Annotated in this window: 18 protein-coding genes; 11 read left to right on the plus strand and 7 right to left on the minus strand. The window is 67.4% G+C overall.

Features of this window, described 5'->3' with window-relative positions:
* The first annotated feature begins 159 nt into the window (after positions 1-159).
* A complete protein-coding gene (fusA, locus tag ACFWPX_RS20925) occupies positions 160-2,238 on the plus strand; it encodes an elongation factor G (protein WP_378928766.1) in 2,079 nt (692 codons plus the stop codon).
* 54 nt (positions 2,239-2,292) lie between these two features.
* Here fusA and ACFWPX_RS20930 read toward each other — a convergent pair whose 3' ends face one another.
* The gene (locus ACFWPX_RS20930) at positions 2,293-3,192 is read right to left on the minus strand and encodes a helix-turn-helix transcriptional regulator (protein ID WP_378928767.1); all 900 of its coding nucleotides are present in this window, start codon (positions 3,190-3,192) and stop codon (positions 2,293-2,295) included.
* 103 nt (positions 3,193-3,295) lie between these two features.
* On the opposite strand from ACFWPX_RS20930, the gene ACFWPX_RS20935 reads away from it, so the two are divergent.
* Entirely contained in the window at positions 3,296-4,846 is a 1,551-nt protein-coding gene (locus ACFWPX_RS20935) for an MFS transporter (RefSeq protein ID WP_378928768.1), read from the plus strand.
* Here ACFWPX_RS20935 and ACFWPX_RS20940 read toward each other — a convergent pair.
* Both ACFWPX_RS20940 and ACFWPX_RS20945 read right to left on the minus strand, forming a co-directional pair.
* Positions 4,772-5,389, minus strand: coding sequence for a TetR/AcrR family transcriptional regulator (locus ACFWPX_RS20940; RefSeq protein ID WP_378913288.1), 618 nt, complete (start codon positions 5,387-5,389; stop codon positions 4,772-4,774). The two genes, ACFWPX_RS20935 and ACFWPX_RS20940, sit on opposite strands and share 75 nt — an antisense overlap.
* Positions 5,389-5,745 (minus strand): SPW repeat protein, encoded by a 357-nt coding sequence (locus tag ACFWPX_RS20945; protein ID WP_378913289.1) that lies wholly within the window; start codon positions 5,743-5,745, stop codon positions 5,389-5,391. The genes ACFWPX_RS20940 and ACFWPX_RS20945 overlap by 1 nt, the downstream gene beginning before the upstream one ends.
* A 215-nt stretch (positions 5,746-5,960) precedes the next feature.
* Between ACFWPX_RS20945 and ACFWPX_RS20950 the strand changes: the two genes are divergently transcribed.
* Positions 5,961-7,160 carry an NAD(P)/FAD-dependent oxidoreductase gene (locus ACFWPX_RS20950; protein ID WP_378928769.1) on the plus strand — a complete coding sequence of 400 codons (1,200 nt, stop codon included), beginning with the start codon at positions 5,961-5,963 and terminating at the stop codon, positions 7,158-7,160.
* 3 nt (positions 7,161-7,163) lie between these two features.
* Here the strand turns inward: ACFWPX_RS20950 and ACFWPX_RS20955 are convergent, their stop codons facing one another.
* Both ACFWPX_RS20955 and ACFWPX_RS20960 read right to left on the minus strand, forming a co-directional pair.
* The gene (locus tag ACFWPX_RS20955; protein ID WP_378928770.1) at positions 7,164-8,219 is read right to left on the minus strand and encodes an NAD(P)H-dependent flavin oxidoreductase; all 1,056 of its coding nucleotides are present in this window, start codon (positions 8,217-8,219) and stop codon (positions 7,164-7,166) included.
* Positions 8,216-8,815: a flavodoxin family protein gene (locus tag ACFWPX_RS20960; protein WP_378913293.1), complete on the minus strand. Its 600-nt coding sequence runs from the start codon at positions 8,813-8,815 to the stop codon at positions 8,216-8,218. The genes ACFWPX_RS20955 and ACFWPX_RS20960 overlap by 4 nt, the downstream gene beginning before the upstream one ends.
* 70 nt (positions 8,816-8,885) lie before the next feature.
* Between ACFWPX_RS20960 and ACFWPX_RS20965 the strand changes: the two genes are divergently transcribed.
* The 3 genes from ACFWPX_RS20965 to ACFWPX_RS20975 are packed head-to-tail and all read left to right on the plus strand — an operon-like array spanning position 8,886 to position 11,106.
* A complete protein-coding gene (locus ACFWPX_RS20965; protein ID WP_378913294.1) occupies positions 8,886-9,461 on the plus strand; it encodes a TetR/AcrR family transcriptional regulator in 576 nt (191 codons plus the stop codon).
* Between the two features lie 60 nt (positions 9,462-9,521).
* On the plus strand, positions 9,522-10,286 hold the full coding sequence (locus tag ACFWPX_RS20970; protein ID WP_378913295.1) for a glutamate racemase: 765 nt from the start codon (positions 9,522-9,524) through the stop codon (positions 10,284-10,286).
* A gap of 46 nt (positions 10,287-10,332) precedes the next feature.
* A complete protein-coding gene (locus ACFWPX_RS20975; protein WP_378928771.1) occupies positions 10,333-11,106 on the plus strand; it encodes a DNA alkylation repair protein in 774 nt (257 codons plus the stop codon).
* Here ACFWPX_RS20975 and ACFWPX_RS20980 read toward each other — a convergent pair.
* Together ACFWPX_RS20980 and mftR2 are read right to left on the minus strand one after the other, a co-directional pair.
* Positions 11,103-12,158 (minus strand): 2Fe-2S iron-sulfur cluster-binding protein, encoded by a 1,056-nt coding sequence (locus tag ACFWPX_RS20980; protein ID WP_378928772.1) that lies wholly within the window; start codon positions 12,156-12,158, stop codon positions 11,103-11,105. The two genes, ACFWPX_RS20975 and ACFWPX_RS20980, sit on opposite strands and share 4 nt — an antisense overlap.
* Positions 12,159-12,195: 37 nt before the next feature.
* Positions 12,196-12,834 (minus strand): mycofactocin system transcriptional regulator MftR2, encoded by a 639-nt coding sequence (gene mftR2 / locus ACFWPX_RS20985; RefSeq protein ID WP_378913300.1) that lies wholly within the window; start codon positions 12,832-12,834, stop codon positions 12,196-12,198.
* Between the two features lie 170 nt (positions 12,835-13,004).
* Here mftR2 and mftA point away from each other — a divergent pair, with 170 nt between their 5' ends.
* From mftA to ACFWPX_RS21010, 5 genes are all read left to right on the plus strand, one after another.
* Positions 13,005-13,109, plus strand: a complete 105-nt coding sequence (gene mftA / locus ACFWPX_RS20990) for a mycofactocin precursor MftA (protein ID WP_101468422.1) — start codon at positions 13,005-13,007, stop codon at positions 13,107-13,109.
* Between the two features lie 2 nt (positions 13,110-13,111).
* A complete protein-coding gene (gene mftC / locus ACFWPX_RS20995; protein WP_378928850.1) occupies positions 13,112-14,602 on the plus strand; it encodes a mycofactocin radical SAM maturase in 1,491 nt (496 codons plus the stop codon).
* A 141-nt stretch (positions 14,603-14,743) separates the two neighbouring features.
* The gene (mftF, locus tag ACFWPX_RS21000; RefSeq protein WP_378913302.1) at positions 14,744-16,141 is read left to right on the plus strand and encodes a mycofactocin biosynthesis glycosyltransferase MftF; all 1,398 of its coding nucleotides are present in this window, start codon (positions 14,744-14,746) and stop codon (positions 16,139-16,141) included.
* A gap of 10 nt (positions 16,142-16,151) precedes the next feature.
* Positions 16,152-17,555 (plus strand): mycofactocin system GMC family oxidoreductase MftG, encoded by a 1,404-nt coding sequence (mftG, locus tag ACFWPX_RS21005; protein ID WP_378928773.1) that lies wholly within the window; start codon positions 16,152-16,154, stop codon positions 17,553-17,555.
* A 105-nt stretch (positions 17,556-17,660) separates the two neighbouring features.
* The gene (locus tag ACFWPX_RS21010; protein WP_378928774.1) at positions 17,661-19,025 is read left to right on the plus strand and encodes a GAF domain-containing protein; all 1,365 of its coding nucleotides are present in this window, start codon (positions 17,661-17,663) and stop codon (positions 19,023-19,025) included.
* The last annotated feature ends 277 nt before the right edge of the window (positions 19,026-19,302 follow it).

Raw genomic sequence — 19,302 nt, forward strand, 5'->3', positions numbered from 1 at the left:
ACTTGTCGCATGGTTACAGCACGTCCGCAGTCGCGGTTCTAGCTCGCATCGGGTCCTTCGGCGCCGGTGCGGCGCCGCGTGATCCGACGCCCGTGCCGTCCCAGGAACGCACAACCGGCGAGCGTCGATTCATCGACCGAACCAGCCTGGGGGATTCCCATGACCAGAATCGATCTCGCCCGCATACGCAATATCGGCATCGCCGCCCACATCGACGCGGGCAAGACCACGACCACCGAGCGGGTGCTGTTCTACACCGGCGTCACCCGCACCCTCGGCGAGGTACACGACGGCACCGCGGTGATGGATCGCATGATCCAGGAGCGTGAACACGGCATCACGATCGCGGCGGCGGCGACCACCTGCTCGTGGAACGAGCACCAGATCACCATCCTCGACACTCCTGGCCACGTCGACTTCACCGTCGAGGTGGAGCGCTCGCTGCGGGTGCTCGACGGTGCGATCGCCGTGTTCGACGCCAAGGAAGGCGTGGAGCCGCAATCGGAGCAGGTGTGGCGCCAGGCCGACAAGTACGGCGTCCCGAGGATCTGTTTCGTGAACAAGATGGACAAGCTCGGTGCCGATTTCGGGTTCACCGTGCGGACCATCGCGGAGCGACTGCGGGTGCGCCCATTGGTGATTCAGCTGCCGATCGGTGCGGAACGGGAGTTCGAAGGGGTTATCGACCTGGTCGAGATGACCGCGAAGGTGTGGCGTGGCGACACCGACCACGGTGCACGTTTCGAGACGGTCGAGATCCCGGAAGAGCTGCGTACCAAGGCCTTCCAACACCGCGAGGCGCTGGAAGCGGCGGTCGCCGAAGCCGACGAGGAAGTGCTGGAGCGCTACCTCGCCGGTCAGCCGATCACCGTCGACGTGCTGAAAGCGGCCATCCGGCGGATGACGATCGACGCACAGGCCTACCCGGTCCTGTGTGGCTCGGCCCTGGCGAACATCGGCGTGCAACCGCTGCTGGACGCCGTCGTCGACTACCTTCCGTCGCCGTTGGATGTTGTTGCTGTGCACGGATTCTCACCGGCTGGCGAGCACATCCATCGCGCGCCCGATATCGCCGAGCCGTTCGCGGCCCTGGCGTTCAAGGTCGCGCTGCACCCGTTCTTCGGCAAGCTCGTCTACCTGCGGGTGTACTCCGGTACCGCCGAACCCGGAGCGACCGTATCGAATTCGACCAATGGACGAAAGGAGCGCCTCGGCAAGCTGTTCCAGATGCATTCGAGCACCGAGATCGCCGTCGAGCGAGTGCAGGCCGGTCAGATCTGTGCCGTGATCGGCCTGAAGGCGACGGGAACCGGAGACACCCTGTGCGATCGGGAAGCCCCCGTCGTGCTGGAGTCGATGACCTTCCCCGATCCGGTACTCGCCGTCTCGATCGAACCGAGGACCCGCGCCGACCAGGACAAGCTGGGCACCGCCCTGGCCCGTCTGGCCGACGAGGACCCGACGTTCACCGTGCACGTCGACGCCGAAACCGGTCAAACGGTCATCGGTGGCATGGGCGAACTGCACCTGGAGATCCTGGTCGACCGGATGAAACGGGAGTTCCGGGTCGACGCCGACATCGGCGCCCCACGCGTGGCCTACCGCGAAACCATCACCGCTGCAGTCGATCTGTTCGAATACACCCACCGCAAGCAGCAGGGTGGGCACGGGCAGTTCGCCAAGGTGGTGATCGCGCTGGAACCGCACGTGGCCGATGACGACGCGATCTACGAGTTCGAAAGCCGGGTCACCGGCGGGCGCGTACCGCGGGAGTACATCCCCGCGGTCGACGCGGGCGCACAGGACGCGCTGTGCGTCGGCACGCTCGGCGGCTTCCCCCTGGTGAACGTGAAGGTGACGCTGCTCGACGGCGCCGCCCACGTGCAGGATTCGTCGGAGCTGGCGTTCCGTCTCGCGGGTGCGGCAGCGGTGCGCGCCGCGGTTGCGAGGGCGAAGCCGGTACTGCTCGAACCGGTGATGGCCGTCGAGGTCGTGACACCGGAGGAGTACGTCGGCGAGGTGATCGGTGACCTCAACGCCCGTCGTGGCCGGGTCACCGACCTCACGGAACGGGGTGGCGCGCACGTGATCCGCGCACTGACCCCGCTCCAGGAGATGTTCGGCTACATCGGGGACCTGCGCTCGAAAACCCGTGGCCGAGCGAACTACTCGATGGTGTTCGACTCCTATGCTCCGGTCCCACCGGGTGCGGCCGAGTCGATCATCACGGGCGGCTGATCGAAACCGGTGGCGTCGCACTGCGTGCGGCGTCACCGGTTCCGTCCGTGATGCCTACGGGTGGGTTCCGTCCGACGTCTCGGAGTCGACCATCGCGGGGAGTTGGCGCGTCCCTGCGGATGCGGCCAGCAGGCGCAGCGCATCGGCCGAACTCTCATCGCGCGCGGTGTAGACCTCGAGCCGATGGTCGGGACTGTCGGGCTGCAACCACACCTGATAGTCGACATCCACGCGCCCGACCGTAGGATGACGCAGATCCATGGGCCCGACGGTGCAATCGGCGACCTCCGCCCCAGCCCACAGCGTCGCGAAAGTCGTACTGCGCATGGCGAGTTCGCCGATCAGTTCGGCCAGATGCGCGTCGGTGGGATACCGTCCCGCGGTCAGCCGCAGGTAGCCGACGTGAATGCGGGCGAGCTCGTCCCAGTTGCGATACAGGTCCCTGGCGAGGGGATCGAGGAAGAACAGGCGCGGAATCGACGGGCGTCGCGCGGGGTCGCTGGGCGCGGTGAAGTCGAGATGCTCGGCGACGAGCGCGTGTCCGGCACGGTTCCAGGCGAGCACATCGCCACGGCGACCGAGGACGACGGCGGGCATGGTGTCCCCGAGTGAGGTGAGCAGCGTGAGTACCCGCGGGTGGGGCTGTTCCGGTTCGGCCCTGACCAGGCGCGGGACGGCCGGTTGACCGGCGAGGTTGTGCAGGTGGGCCGTTTCGGCGGGGTCGAGCTGGAGCACCCGGGCGATGGCATCGATGACCTGGGCGGAGACGGTTCCGGCCTGGTCCTGTTCGAGGCGGGTGTAGTACCCGGCACTGACCCCGGCGAGCTGAGCGATTTCCTCGCGACGCAGGCCGGGCACGCGGCGGGTGACACCGAAGGTACGTAGGCCGATCCGTTCGGGGGTGGTGCGGTCGCGGCGGGACTTGAGGAACGTTCCGAGGCTTTCCAACTCCATCGTTCCGATCGTAGGCACCTGGGCGCGGTCGTGCCTACCCCGGCTGGGTGTACCCACGTCAGGGGTCTGGTTGCCGCCCGCGCCGGATCGCAAGCTCGGTGACATGAATCGAACCCATGACACCGAGCTGCGGTCCTGGCTGGGCCTGCTGGTGGTGCTCGGCCCCGTACTGCTCGTCGCGATGGACGGCTCGGTGCTGTTCCTGGCGATGCCCGCCATCACCGACGCGCTGTCGCCTTCGGCCGACGAATCCCTCTGGATCCTGGACAGCTACGGGTTCGCGGTCGGCGCACTGCTGATCGCGTTCGGCACCATCGGTGACCGTTACGGCCGCAAGCGCCTGCTGATGATCGGCGCGGCGATGTTCGGCCTCGGCTCGGTGGGCGCGGCCTTCGCCACCAGCCCCGAACTGCTGATCGCCTTCCGCGTCCTGATGGGTGTGGCCGGTGCGACGCTGCTGCCGTCGGCGCTCGCCGTGCTCGGCACCCTGTTCACCGACCCACGTCGACGCGCGCAGGCGATCGGCATCTTCGCCGCCACCTTCGCCGCGGGTTTCGCGATCGGCCCGATCGTGGCCGGTCAGCTGCTCACCCGATTCTGGTGGGGGTCGGTGCTGCTGATCAATGTGCCCGTGGTGCTGGTGTTCCTGGTGCTGGCGCCGGTCCTGCTCGGTGAGGTGCGCGCGACCGGGCTCGGCCGCATCGACGTGGTGAGCGTGCTCACCTCGGCGGCCGGGCTATTGCTGACAATGTACGCGGTGAAACATATTGCTGCGCAAGGTGTCTCGATATCATCGGTGATCGCCGGGCTGGCCGGTATTGCTCTGCTCGGGTCGTTCGGCCGCAGGCAGGGTCGCATCGACAACCCGCTCATCGACTTCACCTTGTTCCGCAACCGGGTCTTCACCATCGCGATCATCACCGGGTTCCTGCCACTGGCAGCCTGGTCGGCGACCGCGTACCTGGCCGCGACCTACCTGCAATCGGTCCTCGGGATGTCCATCGCCGACGCCGCGCTGCTCGCGGTACCCGGAGCCCTCGTTCTCACCGTGGCCGCCGTCGTCACCCCGGCCGTCGTCGCCCGCATCGGCCACTCGGCAGCCCTGATCACCGCCCACTTCACGATCGCGGTCGGGCTGATACTGCTGTTGCCGACCAGCACAGGCGGCGGTGTCGGCTGGTACATCGCCGCGACGGCGGTCGCCGGCATCGGCTACGGCATCTCGTTCAGCGTGGTCGCCGATATCGCTGTCGCCGCGGTTCCGGTCGAACGGGCAGGGGCGGCCGCCGCGCTGGCCGAAACCGGCAACGAGCTCGGCAACGCCCTCGGTATCGCCCTGTTCGGTTCCCTGGCCGCCGTGCTGTTCCGCATCGACGGCCCCGACCTAGCTCCGACCCTCGGCGAAACCCTGCGTCTCCCGGCCCTCGCCCCCGCCGTACTGGCGGATGCCCGCAGCGCCTTCGTCAGCGGATTGCATGTCGTCGCCGCGACCGCGGCCATCCTGCATGCCGTCCTGGGGATGGCGGCCATCCGCCTGCTCCGCGGCAATTCGCCGGGCATCCCACCGACCGAGCCGGGGTCAGCCGAGTTGGGTCATGCCCGCCGCGACCACCTGGGCGACATTCATCAGGTCGTCGGCCGTCGGAACGGGTAGGCCGTCGAGGGCGTGGAGGCGGTCGGTACTGGCGATGGCGAACATGGCGGACACCCAGGCGGCGGCGCACGCATGGAGGGTGCCGGGCCGAACGGGGACCGGTGTGCTGGCTTGCAGCACCCGGGCGGTGACGTCGAGGAGCTGGTCGCGCAGGGCGCGCAGGGTGCGGCGGACGTCGGGGTGGGTGTCGGCCTCGCGCCACATGATCACGCGCAGGACCGAGGAATGGTGGTCACGCAGGTTGATCGCGGTGTCGAGGTTGATCAGGCTGGCGGCCGGATCGCCGGGGGTGACCACGGCGGTGAGGTCGTCGATCGGGTGTTCCGGGACGCGCTCGCGCATGAGCGCGGACAGGATCGCGTTCTTGGTGGGGAAGTAGTAGAAGACCAGTCCTTTCGGCACGTCGGCGGCCGCGGCGACGGCTGCTGTCGCGGTGGCATCGAATCCCTGGGTGGCGAACAGGGTTTCGGCGGCATCCAGGATGAGTTGCCGGGCGTCGCCATCGCGTTTCGCGTTGCGGCGCCCGACTCGTCGGCCCGGCATCAGTGATGTGGAGCCATGTTGTGCAGGCGCTGGTTCATCGCGGGCAGTGCGGCGACCGCCACCACCGCCGTCACCACTCCGACCACCCATGCGGTCCAGGATGCGCCGCTGAAGGCGGTGAAGTCCATGGCCCACGGCGAGATGAACAGCAGCACGCCGAACACGCCCATCGCGTAGTCGGCGACGATCAGGTCATCCCTGGCCATCTGGATCAGACCGGTCGCGGCGATGAGAACGCCGAGCACGATGAGGGTCCAGCGGGCGTTGTCGTTGGTGGCGAGCCACAGGGGCGACAGTGCGGTGAACGCGCCGAGCACGACAGCGAGAAAATCCTGTGCGCGACTGTTGGTGAACATAGGTTGTGCCTCCTCGATGAGACGAAAATACTTCTGACCTCGGTCTACTCCTGATTGACCGCCCGGTCGATATCGGAAGCGGCACGGTTGGGTTGCGACGTGGGTGTCACAGCGGCCCGGCGCACTGGTACAAACATCTGGGGGCCGTAGTGGTCCGCGACACAGCAGAACATGGCATGGGTGGTCGGTGACCGAGCATGCCGAGAGGACACAACATGAGCGCGCCCATCGTGATCGTCGGAGCGGGTCTGGCAGGCCTGCGCACGGCCGAGGAACTGCGTCGGGCCGGGTACGAGGGCGGGGTGCTGCTGCTCGGTGACGAGACGCGCCCGCCGTACGACCGTCCGCCGCTGTCGAAGCAGTTCGTGCGTGGCGAGACCGACGACACCACTCTTCGACCGCCGGAGTTCTTCGCGGACAAGAACATCGAACTGCGCCTCGGCACCGCCGTCACCGGCGTCGACACCGCCGCGCGCACCGTCACCCTGGCCGACGGCAGCACCGTCGCCTACGACCAGCTGATCATCGCGACGGGTCTGCGCCCCCGCAGGCTGCCCAGCTTGCCCGACGTCGCGGGCGTGCACGTGCTGCGTGCCCACGAGGACGCCGAAACCCTGCGCGCCGAACTCGACGGTGCGAACCGCGCACTGATCATCGGCGCCGGTTTCATCGGCTGTGAACTCGCGGCCAGCTTCCGTGCTGCCGGAGTCGAGGTCACCCTGGTCGAACCGCAGCCGACCCCGCTCGCTTCGGTTCTCGGCGAGCAGGTCGGTGGCCTGGTGGCGCGCATGCACCGCGACGAAGGCGTCGACCTGCGCTGCGGCGTCGGCGTCGACACCCTGCGCGCCGACGACTCAGGCCGGGTGCGTGGCGCGGTCTTCACCGACGGCACCGAAATCGACGCCGACCTGGTCGTGGTCGGCGTCGGCTCCGTCCCCGTCACCGATTGGCTGGCCGACTCCGGCATCGAACTGGCCGACAGGTCCGCGGGCGGTGGCGTCCTCGCAGACGAGGTCGGCCGCACCTCCGCCGACGCCGTCTGGGCCGTCGGCGACGTCGCCGCCTGGCAGCACGACAGCGGCGTCCGCAAGCGCGTAGAACACTGGACCAGCGCCGGTGAACAGGCGAAACTCCTGGTCACCGCCCTCCTCGGCGGCGCGCCCCCCACCATGGCCCGCGTCCCGTACTTCTGGAGTGACCAGTACGACGTCAAGATCCAGGCACTCGGCACCCCATCGCCCGACGATGACGTCACCATCGTCACCGACGACGGCCGCAAGTTCCTCGCCTACTATTCCCGCGACGGCGTTCTCACCGCCGTTCTCGGCGCCGGCCTGACCGGCCAGGTGATGAAACTGCGCGCCAAACTCGCCACCCCCACCCCGGTAGCCGACCTCCTCGCCGCAGCGGGCTGAACCTCATAGGTGGGCAGGGACCTGCTGGTTGCCCAGCCCGGTGACCAACTCCGCCAGGTACTCGGCGGCGGCGGTGCTGCCCACCAGCGCCGCCGACTGCCCGGACCACAGATTGAGCAGCTCTGAACTACCCTGCTGTGCGGCGGTTTTCCGGATCGGCATCATGAGGGCGTTCTGTGCGGGATAGGCGGGTACCTCGGCTTCGTACCTGGCCATCTCACGCACGAAGCGGTTCGCGATGCCCCGTGCCGTCCGCCCCGAGAACAGTCGGGTGAGCACCGTCGTACGGGCACCTGCCGAGCGCAGCGCGGCGCGGTGCACCGCGCTCGCACCTGATTGCTCGGTGGCCAGAAAGCCGGTCCCGATTTGCACAGCGTCCGCGCCGAGCAGCAGCGCGGCAGCGACCCCACGGCTGTCGGCGATGCCGCCTGCTGCCACGACAGGGATCGAAACAGACTGCGCTACCTGGGGAATCAGTGAGAATGTGCCGACCAACGACTCGTGCACCGGGGCTAGGAACGCGCCGCGATGTCCACCGGCGTCGGACCCGGACGCGACCACCGCGTCCATGCCCGCGGCCTCAATGGCAACGGCTTCGTCGACCGTGGTGGCGGTGCCGAGCGTGAGAATCCCGCGCTTGCGGGCGGCCGCGAGAAATCCCGCGTCGGGAATGCCCATCACGAAACTCACTACCGGTGGCGCCGCTTCGAGTACCCCGGCGAGCTGCTCCGCGTAGTCCGGCGTGAAGATGCCGTGCGGGGGTTCGGTGCCGAGTTCGGTGTAGAACGGTTGGAGCCGGAGCTTGTCCGCAGCCGCGAGGGTTGTGGGTTCGTCCGGTTGCGGTATCCACAGATTGATGTTGAAAGGCCGCTGGGTACGTGCCCGGCATTCGGTCACCAGCTCAACGATGCCCTGCCCATCCAGTATGTGTGCGCCGAAGGAGCCGAGCCCGCCGCCGTCGGAGACGGTTCCCAGCAGCTCGACCGTGGACAGCCCACCGCCGAACGGCCCTTGCACGATGGGATGTTCGATTCCCATCAGTTCGGTGAATGCGTTCACTGGGGCACAACCTCTCGGCCGTGCGCCAGCAGCAGCGCTTGCTCGGCGACGCGACGGCCCAGGTGCGCGGCGGTGTCCAGATCGGCGCGCACAGGCGCCTCGTCCGGCCCCACGTCGGACGGCGACTGCGCCATCGCGCCGAGAAAACCGCCGAGCGCGTTCAGCGAGTCGCGTTCACCGGCAGCGGTGTAGGCCCAACCGGGCGGCAGACCGAGACCGACCCAAGTCATCCCGTGTTGCGCGGCGAACAGGGAAAGCCAGACCAGGGTGTTGAGCTTGTCGCCGTTGACACCGGCGGAGTTGGTGAATCCGGCTGCGACCTTGTCCTTCCATCCTTGCTCGAGCCATACCCCGGAACTGGCCTCGGCGAAAGCCTGGAACACCGCGGTGTGGCTGGCCATGTAGGTGGGCGAGCCGAACACGATGGCGTCGGCGGAGGCAAGGGTGTTCCACAGGTTCTCGCCGAGTTCCTCGACGTCGACCAGCACGGCTGTTGCGCCGTCGAGGCTCTCTGCTCCCGACGCTACGGCCTTCGCTTGCCGCGCGGTGTGGCCGTATCCGCTGTGATAAGCGACGGCAACGGTGATTGTGGACATGTCCATCCTTCATTTGTAGACGACCGGTCAACTATAAACAGAAAGTTGACCGGTCGTCTACTGTGGGGACATGGGAAGAACGAGTGATGCCCGAGAGCGCCTGCTCGACTCCGCGGGGGATCTCATGCATCAGCGCGGCTACGCCGCCATCGGCGTCGCCGAGATCTGCGCGCGTGCTGACGTGCGGAAGGGCAGTTTCTACCACTTCTTCGCCTCCAAGGAGGCGCTGTCGATCGCCGTGATCGATGCCTACTGGGAGGGGCAACGCCCCACGTGGCTGGCCGCCCGTGACGGCGATACCGCACCGGCATCCCGCCTCGAATCGCTGGTGCGCGCCCAAGTCGAGGCTCAGTACGTATACCGGGCAGCCACCGGCAACCTCGGCGGCTGCATGCTGGCAAACGTCGGGCTCGAATTGAGTGACCGAGAACCTCTGGTGCGCAGGAGGATTCAAGAGATCTTCGATGAACAGACAACGATCGTCGCCGACCTGGTGTCCGAGATCGACGGCGTCGATCCCGTCAGCACTGCCCGTTCGGTGCTCGCGCAACTCGAGGGAGCGCTGCTGTTCGCCAAGCTCCACAACAATCCCCTGTTGCTCGACGGACTGTGGGATCAGACCAGACGCCTACTCGACCCCGGGTAGGAGGGGCGGCGCACACATGGGCGCGCAGGGCCGATCTCGCACCTGTAATACGGTGTAGCGGTGATCGTCGCGCTCATCGATTCCGGCCTCGGCCTGTTGCCTACGGCTTCGTGGTTGCGCAAGCTGCGGCCCGACGTCGATCTGCTGCTGCTGCTCGACCCCGACGGCGCGCCGTGGGGGCCAAAGCCCGAGCAGTGGGTGGTCGAGCGGGTCGTCGGCGCGGCGCGGCAGGCGGTCGAGTCGGGGGCCGAGGTGATCGTGCTGCCGTGCAATACCGCCAGTGTCACGGCGTTGGATCACGTGCGGGCCGAGGTGGGGGCTTCGGTGCCGGTGATCGGCACGGTGCCCGCCATCAAACCGGCTGCCGCGCAATGCAATTCGGTGGCGGTATGGGCGACGGCGGCGACCACCGCCAGCCGTTACCAAGCCGACCTGATCGCCCGGTTCGGCGGTGACGCGAAGGTCGTCGGGGTCGCCTGCCACGGACTGGCCGACGCGATCGACCGCGGCGATGTCACGGCGATCCGCGAGTCCATCGCCGACTCCGCCGCGCGCACCCCGGCCGACGTCGAGGGCGTGGTCCTCGGTTGCACGCACTACCCGCTGGTCATCGACGCCATCGTCGCCGCCCTGCCCGACGGCGTGCGTCTGTTCGACAGCGCCCAGGCCGTCGCCGCCCAAACCCTGCGCAAGATGGACGAGCTCGGTCGCCCCACCACCGGCACCGGCACGGTCACCGTCCGCACGAGCGGTCGGCCGGGCGAATTGCCCTCCGGTGCGGCGACATTCGAGTCGGGCCGTCTGCTCGGCGCGCTGCCCGCTTGATCGGCAGGCGACCGCCTGCGCGAACATGTCACCGCACCCGTGTTGAATGCGGAGAGAATCCCTCGACCCGGAGGTGCGTGTGTCCGAGCTCCCCACCGCTGCACAGGTGCGCAAGGCCCTCGCCGACCTGGCGAACCCCACCGACGCGCATCACCTGCAACGCTTCTTCAAGTCCGGCCCCGGCGAATACGGCGAGGGCGACATCTTCCTCGGCATTCGAGTCCCCGTCACCAGAAGTGTGGCGAAAAAGTTCGCCACGCTTCCCCTGTCGCAGATCGACGAACTCCTGGACAGCCCCCTCCACGAGGAACGCCTGGCCGCCCTGTTCATCCTCAACGCCCGCTTCGCCGCGGCATCGAAACCGCGCGTCTTCGACGACAAGGCCCGCGAGGAGATGGTCGACCTCTACCTGGCGGCCGTCCGAAGGGGCCGAGTCAACAACTGGGACCTGGTCGACGCCTCCGCCGAGAACATCATCGGCCCGTGGCTGCTCGACAAAGACCGCACCCTGCTTTTCGAACTGGCCGAGCAGGATTCACTCTGGGAGCGCCGGGTAGCCCTGCTGTCCACGTTCGCCTTCATCAAGGCGGGCGACCCGAGCACGACCCTGGAACTCGCCGAAATCCTCCAGGCGGACCGCCGAGACCTCATCCAGAAAGCACTCGGCTGGATGCTGCGCGAAATAGGCAAACGCGTCGACCAGGCCGCGCTCACCGAGTTCCTCGACAAGAACGCACCCGAATTGGGCCGCACCGCTTTGAGTTACGCGACCGAACACCTCGACCCCGAGCAACGCGCCGCCTACCGCGCCATGCGCTAGAACTGGATCCGCAGCCGATCGGTCACCGGCCGCGCCTGGCAGCCCAGGATGTACCCGTTCTCGATGTCCTCGGGATCCAGGATCTCCGAATTGGCCATCTCCACTTTGCCTTCCAGCACCGTGCAGGCACACGACCCGCACTCGCCCTCCTGGCAGGAGTAGGGCACATCGAGACCCTTGTCGAGCATGATGTCGACCAGGGTCTGCTTGCGCGGCCACGACATCTCGTGCACCTGACCGTCGAGCTCCACCTCCACCGTCGCCGCGTCGGCGGCCTCGGCCTCGGACACCTCGGCGGGTGCGTGGTCGGCGAACGGATCGCCCGCGAGGGAATTGAACACCTCGGCATGGGTACGGTTCCGCGGCACCTCGAGCGCGGCCAGCGAGTCGTGCACCAGGTCCATGAACGGCTTCGGCCCGCACATGAACGCCTCGTAGGCGGTGTAGGGCGCGACCAGCGTGGCCAGCATGTCGGCGGTCGGCAGTCCGAGCAGCGGTTCGAGCCAGTGGATGACGGTGAATCGCTGGGGATGCTTGCCGACGAGATCGCGGAGTTCGTCGGCGAAGATCACCGAGTTCGCGTCGCGGTTGGCGTAGACGAGCACGATCTTGCCCGAACCCTGCGACAGCGCCGACTTCAGGATCGACATCACCGGTGTGATCCCGCTACCCGCCCCGAACAGCAGCAGGTTCTCGTCGAGATTCTTGGGCGTGAACACACCCGACGGCGGCAGCACCTCGACCTCGTCGCCGGCGGCGAGGTTGTCGCACAGCCAGTTCGAGCCGTAGCCGCCCTCGGTGCGCTTGACGGTCACCTTCGGCAGATCATCGGTGAACGGCGAACTGGCCAGCGAATAGCAGCGGGCGACCGATCCGGTCTGCTCGCTCGGGATGCGCAGCGTCAGGAACTGGCCGGGGGAGTAGGTGAAGCGCTCACGCAGTTCGGCGGGCACCTCGAAGACCACGGAGTGGGTATCGGCTGTTTCGGCGATCACCGCGGCTACCCGCAGCACCACCGAGCGCGAGCCGTGCGGAACCTCGACTGTGGTCATGTCGTCCTCTCGGGCAAAACTAGAACGTGTTTCAGTTTCATGCTAGGCCGGGACGCGCCTGCAGGGCAAGCTGTGCCTCGAGTCCGGCGACCAGGACCTCCATCCCGAAGTCGTAGGAGTACTTGCCGCGCAGGTCGGACATGTACTTCGTGGCTCGGGCCACGGCCTCGGGCAGCAGCACATCCGCCGGCGCGGAACGGTCGCGCGGGTTCACTCTGCTGCGGCCGAACAGGTAGGTGTGGATGGTCGCGTAGGCGGCCAGCACATTGCGGTCGCTGAAGCCCGCGTCGAACAGGATCTCCATCACGGCGTCGATCAGGTCGAGCTGCTTGCCGAGCATCTGCTCGAGCAAAATGTCGCCCAGGCCGGGATGCGTGCGCAGTTTATCGTCTATCTGATCGATCAGATCGCGCAGGCGCTGCTGCCACGGACCCGACTCGCGCGGCGGCTTGCGCACCCCGAGCAGTGCGGCACTGGCGACGAGGTCTAGCAGCTCGCGCTTGTCGGCCACGTAGTAGTACGGCGCCATCGGCGACACCCCGAGCTCGCGCGAGAGCCGACGCATCGATAGTTTCTCGACCCCGTCCTCCCGCACCACCTTGAGCGCCGCATCGACAATCTCCGCCTCGGACAGAGTTGAATTTGCGCCACTCCCCGCCCCTCCGTGGTTACGCAAGCTTCCTCCTCCGGGCCACCAGCCCTTTTCCCATCCTGCCCCCGGAAGTCTAGAGGGGTTCGCACGCGATGGGGGTGGGGTGTGCTCAGAGAAAGATTTTCCGATTCCGCCCTTTATGGCAGTCACTGACGTTAAGGTCCGAGGTGACCGGCAACACAATGGAGGTAGTCATGCCTGAGAACACCACGCCTGCGACCGTCGAATCCGACGAGGACCTGGTCACCGAGACGCTGATCGAAGAGGTCAGCATCGACGGCATGTGCGGCGTGTACTGACCATGCTCGATCTCGACACCCGTTGGACGCTGCACCCGCGGGTCTCGTTGCGCCCGGAGTCCTTCGGCGCGCTGCTGTACCACTTCGGGACCCGCAAGCTCTCGTTCCTCAAGAGCCGCGATCTCGTCGACGTGGTCCGGTCGCTGCCCACGCACAGTTCTGTGCGTGACGCACTGCGTGCCAAGGGCATCGACGCCTCCGACGCGCACCTCGCCGCGCTCGGGCAGCTGGCCGATACCGACATGATCGTGCCGACACCAGGCCCGGTCACCGCCGCACCCGCCCCGATTCACGCCGCCGCACCGCAGGCGGGCCCCGCGACGCAGGGCGGCAGGCTGATCGATCGTTTCGAATCAGGTCTGGCCGCACCGATCTGCCTCACCTGGGAACTCACCTACGCCTGCAACCTGTCGTGTGTGCACTGCCTGTCCTCCTCGGGCAGGCGCGACCCGAACGAACTGAGCACCGAACAGTGCAAGGCGCTGATCGACGAGTTCGAGCGCATGCAGATCTTCTACGTCAACATCGGCGGCGGTGAACCGACCGTGCGCCCGGACTTCTGGGAACTCGTCGACTACGCCACCGCGCACAATGTGGGGGTCAAGTTCTCCACCAACGGCGTTCGCATCAACGAGGAGGTCGCCGCGCGCTTGGCGGCCAGCGACTACGTCGACGTGCAGATCTCCCTCGACGGTGCCGACGCCGCGGTCAACGACGCCGTGCGCGGCCCCGGCTCCTACGACACCGCGATCAAGGCGCTGTCGAACCTCGCCGCGGCGGGTTTCAAGGACGCGAAACTCTCGGTCGTGGCCACCCGCCACAACATCTCCCAGCTCGACGAGTTCAAGGCCATCGCCGACAAATACGGCGCCACCTTGCGACTCACTCGGCTGCGCCCCTCGGGTCGCGGCGCCGACGTGTGGGACGAACTGCACCCGTTGCCCGAACAGCAACGCGAGCTCTACGACTGGCTCGTGCTCAACGGCGAGGGTGTGCTCACCGGCGACTCGTTCTTCCACCTTTCCGCATTCGGCTCGGCGCTACCGGGTTTGAACATGTGCGGTGCGGGCCGCGTGGTCTGCCTGGTCGACCCGGTCGGCGACGTCTACGCCTGTCCCTTCGCCATCCATGACCGCTTCAAGGCCGGAAACATCGTCGCCGACGGTGGTTTCGACGCGGTCTGGACCGACTCGGAGCTCTTCGCCGAACTGCGCGAACCGGTCGACGGTGGCGCGTGCACCAAGTGCTCGCACTACGATTCGTGCCGCGGCGGCTGCATGGCGGCGAAGTTCTTCACCGGCCTGCCTGCCAACGGACCGGACCCGGAGTGCGTGCAGGGCTATGGCGAAGCGGCGCTGACGGCACCCGGACGCACCATTCCGCGCCCTGCTGTCGACCACTCCCGCCCGGTTCGCAGCCGTGCCAGGGTGTCGCTGCCGCTGACCGTGAAGCGCCCACCTGCCAAGGCGTGCAACGAGAGTCCGCTCGGCTGACCCGAGGCTGGTTGCCGGAAATGCGCTGCCGATCTTGTTGACACGTCCGGCAACCGGTCAGGGCGGCATTTCAGGCAGACTTTCCTCCTTTTTTGTGGGGTGATGATGTCTGAGAGGCCAACTGCGCATAGCATGCGAGGAATGCGCCATGATCGTCTGCCCGACGGCTTCGGGGTACGGATCGATCCACGGGTACGCGCATTTTCCGGGGGTCGGATCCTGATCGGAGGATCGCCCGCACGGATGCTGCGCTTGGCCCCGGAGGCCGCCGAGTTGATCGGCGACGGATACCTGGAGGTGACCGACACCAAGTCCGCGATCGTCGCCCGCCGACTGCTCGATTCCGGCGTGGCCAACCCACGTCCGCGGCTCGAACCGTCACTCGACGATGTCACCGTCGTCATCCCGCTCTACAACAACGCCGACGGGCTGTTACGTCTGCTGGCGGTGCTGCGCGGGCACAATGTGATCGTCGTCGACGACGGTTCCGACGAGCCGGTCCGCATCCCGCCGCGACCGGGCCGCGGTCAGGTGACGGTGCTGCGGCACGAAAGCCCGCTCGGCCCCGCGGCCGCGCGCAATGCCGGATTGCAGGCGGCGACTACGGGCTTCGTCGCGTTCCTCGACTCCGATGTGGTGCCACGCAGCGGATGGCTCGAGGTCATGCTCGGACATTTCAGCGATCCGCAGGTCGCGCTGGTCGCGCCGCGCATCGTCGCCCTGGACTCCGAATCCAACGCGCTCGCCCGCTACGAGCACACCCGCTCCTCCCTCGACCTCGGCCGCCGCGAGTCGGCGGTGCACGCGCGCGGCATCGTGTCGTATGTGCCGAGCGCGGCACTGCTGGCCAGGAGCGCCGCGCTGCTCGGCGAGGGCGGATTCGACGAGTCGATGCAGGTGGCCGAGGATGTCGACCTCTGCTGGCGGCTCGAACGCGCGGGCTGGCGGTTGCGCTATGAGCCCGCCGCGCACGTCGCCCACGATCACCGGGTGGCCTTCCGCGCCTGGTTCGGGCGAAAGCTGTTCTACGGCACCGGTGCCGCACCGCTGGGGAAACGGCACTCGGGCCTGGTCTCGCCGCTGTCGGTGCCGACCTGGACCGTGCTGGCGAGTCTGCTGTTCGCGACATTGTCGAAGTGGGGTCTGCTCGGCGGACTCGTCACCCTGGCCACGGCCCTCGTCCGCCTGCGCCGGGTCTTCACCGAACTCGACAACCCGACCAGGATCGCCGCGGTCTACCTGGCGCGCGGTTACTTCGCCGGCATGTGGCGACTGGCTTCGGCGATGTGCCGGGACTATTGGCCGGTGACGCTACTCGCCGTCATCGCGTCGAGCCGGATCCGCAAGATCGCCATCACCATGGCACTGGCCGACGGCCTGGCCGACTGGTTCACCCATCGCGACGCAGGCGGCCTCGACCCGCTGCGCTATGTGGCCTACAAACGCCTCGACGACGTGGCCTACGGCACGGGCCTGTGGCTCGGCGTCATCCGGGCGCGCAGTTTCGAAGCGCTCAAACCGAGCGTGCCACCCCGCTGAATACGACTGCGTGACGAGCACTCTCATCGTCGGAGCCGGGTCGGCGGGATGTGTGCTCGCCGCCCGGCTCAGCGCTGACCCGGCGCGTTCGGTGCTGGTGTTCGAAGCCGGACCGGCCTACCGGACGATGGGGCAGCTGCCTACCGAACTGCTCGACCCGGGTCACCTCCCGGTCGGTCCCGACTCCCGGGTGGTGTGGCGGTACCCGGGAAACCTGGTGCGCGGCAAGCTGATCGGTGGATCCGGTTCGATCAACGGCAGCTACTTCATCCGCCCACCCGCCACCGACTTCGCGGTGTGGAGTGCGGTGGCAGGCCCGCGCTGGTCGTTCGAATCGGTGCTGCCCTTTTTCTGCGACCTCGAACACGACCTGGATTTCGGCTCGTCCCCCGGCCACGGCGTCGCAGGCCCGATCCCGATCTCACGAACCAGCGACTGCACCGCGTTCAGCGCTGAATTCGCGGAGCGTTGCGCGGCAGCGGGATTCACCGAAATCCCCGACCTCAACGAACCGACCGGGCCCGGTGCGAACCACACAGATGGATACGGCCCGGTGCCGTTGGCGGTGTCGCGAGGTCATCGAGCGGGGCCCGCTTTCACTCATCTTTATCCGGCGATGGAGCGACCGAATCTGACGGTCACCGGCGACACCATGGTGACCCGCCTACTACTGCGCGGTACCCGGGTGATCGGTGTGGAGTGGGCGCGCGGTCGCGAGCGCGGGCGTACCTATGCCGATCAGACGGTGTTGTGCGCGGGTGCGGTGGAGTCGGCCGCACTGCTGATCAGATCCGGAATCGGGCCCGAACCGCTGCTGCGCTCGCTCGGTGTGCCGATCGTGCGGCCCGCTCCGGTCGGCGCGTGGTGCACCGATCACCCCGAGATCGGCGTCGAATTCCCCGACCACGGGCCCGCCGAGCCCGCCGTCCCGCTCGAATACGTCCTCGAAATCGGCGACCTGGAACTACGCCCGTACACCCCGATGTTCACGCCGGGTCTTCGCAGGATCGGGGTCGCCCTGATGCATCCCGAGTCGACCGGCGAGCTGACCCTGGTTTCGGCAGATCCGGCCGTCCCCGCCCAGGTCGACCAGCGCTATCTCCGCGGCGAACGGGACCGCGCCCGCCTTCGCGACGGCGTAGCGCTCACCGCGGATCTGCTCGGTCGGCGAATCGGCCCCATCGACGACGCCTGGCTATACGCCAACCTGGGTACTTCTCAACATCTTTCCGGTACCTGCCGCATGGGCCCCGCGCACGACGAGCGCGCGGTGGTCGACGAACAGGGCCGCGTCCACGGCATCGAAGCCCTGACGGTCGCCGATCTGTCGGTCGTGCCGGTCCCGCTGGGCCGCGGTCCACAGGCCACGACAGTGATGCTCGCCGCAGCTATAGCGGACTACACGGGGGTGTGACGAAGTGACAGTTGATACCACGATGTGACCTGCGGGACAAACCCAGACTTCTGTCGTTTTGCCCGATAACTGCCCGGTACAGTTTGTAGCGGGAAAGAAAGGCAAATGGTCAGCAATCTTGCAGGTGGGAGGCCCCCACGGCAGGCATCGGAGTCGGGCGCACAGCTCGGGGCTCTGGAAGCCTATGCCGCACAGGCCCATGGATTTCTCAGTGCCGGTGGTGAACAGCTTACCCAGCTGGCCGGTCTACTACGTCCGCTCGTTCTCGAATCATGGCTGCGCGGTGTGCGCGGCGGTGTCGATCCGACGGACGTCATCGACGGTCGCGGGCTGCGCGGCGCCGATCTGGAGCGTTATCGCGATGCCCATCCCATCGCCGCACTGATGCCCTTGATCGACAAACTGCTGGTCCAGGACGCGTCGCAGGCCGGATTGATCGTGACGGTGGCCGACCAGTTCGGTCGTGTGCTGTCGGTGCACGGTCATCCCGAGCAGGTCGCCGCCGCTGCCGAGATCGGCGTGCGCGAGGGTGACGATCTGAGCGAGCGCCGGATCGGCACCAACGCCGTCGGCCTCGTGGTGCGCACCGGCCGTGCCACCTGGATCCACGGACCCGAACATTTCCTGCATCGCATGCACCAGATCACCGGCGCCGCGGCCCCCGTTCACGAGCCGGACGGCCGCCTGATCGGCGTTTTGATGATTGCCGGCGGGATGCGGGTGGCCAAGCCTGAAATCCTCGCTTTGGTCAAAGCCGCCGCGACCGCCGCCGAAATGGACCTGGTGCTGCGGGCGATGCGCGCGAGCCACGGCATCGCGGCACCGGCTCCGGCGAACCGCGACGACACCGAACAGGCCAAGCTCGGCCTCGACGTGCTGGGACTGGGTCAACCTCAGTTGAGCATCGCGGGTGAGCGGGTGCCGCTCTCGCAGCGTCATGCCGAGATCCTGCTCTTGCTCACCGAATATCCCGAAGGCCTCGGCGCCGACCACTTGGCACTGCTGCTGGACGACACCGATCTGGACAACGGCACGATCCGCGCGGCGATGTCGCGGCTGCGGTCGGTGGTCGGTGCCTCGGTCGTCGGTTCGCGCCCTTACCGTCTGCGCGTGCATGTCGCAACCGATGTGGAGGCCTTGCGGGCCGCTCTCGACTCCGGTGATATCGAATCCGCATTGCGCTTGTACGCGGGCCCGGTGCTCCCGCGCTCCTCGGCGCCCGGCATCTGCGACATCCGCGACGAGCTCCGGGTCCGCTTGCGGACGGCCGTGCTGGCCACCCCCGATGCCGGCGTGCTGCGTCGCTGGACTTCGTGCCCGGAAGGGCGTGACGATGCCGCAGCGTGGGCCGCGTACCGGTCGACTGTCGATCGTGATTCGCCGCTGTATGCGCAGATAGAAGCCAAGATCCGGGTGCTCGACCGGCGCATCGGCGCCGATGCAACGCAGATGCAACGTTTCGGCTCATAGTGTCCCGGTCTGAAGGTGTGGTGGCTCACATATCGGTGGCCGATGTGTTGGAGCCCACACTCGTGCCCTGGTCGTGACCAACCCCCGGTACGGACTGGACAATCGACCGAGTTTTTTACCGGAAAAAGTACCTTTTTATTAATCGAAGGCTTACTGTCGGCACTGCATGGACAGGCGCCCATGTGATGTAACTGACAAAGCCGTTGGAGGAATGATCAACAGCTAGGCACCCGCGACGGACACCTCGTCCGTTGCCTCGGCGGCCCCTCGGTCGTCG

This window comes from Nocardia sp. NPDC058518, from assembly GCF_042719655.1.
Lineage (GTDB): Bacteria > Actinomycetota > Actinomycetes > Mycobacteriales > Mycobacteriaceae > Nocardia.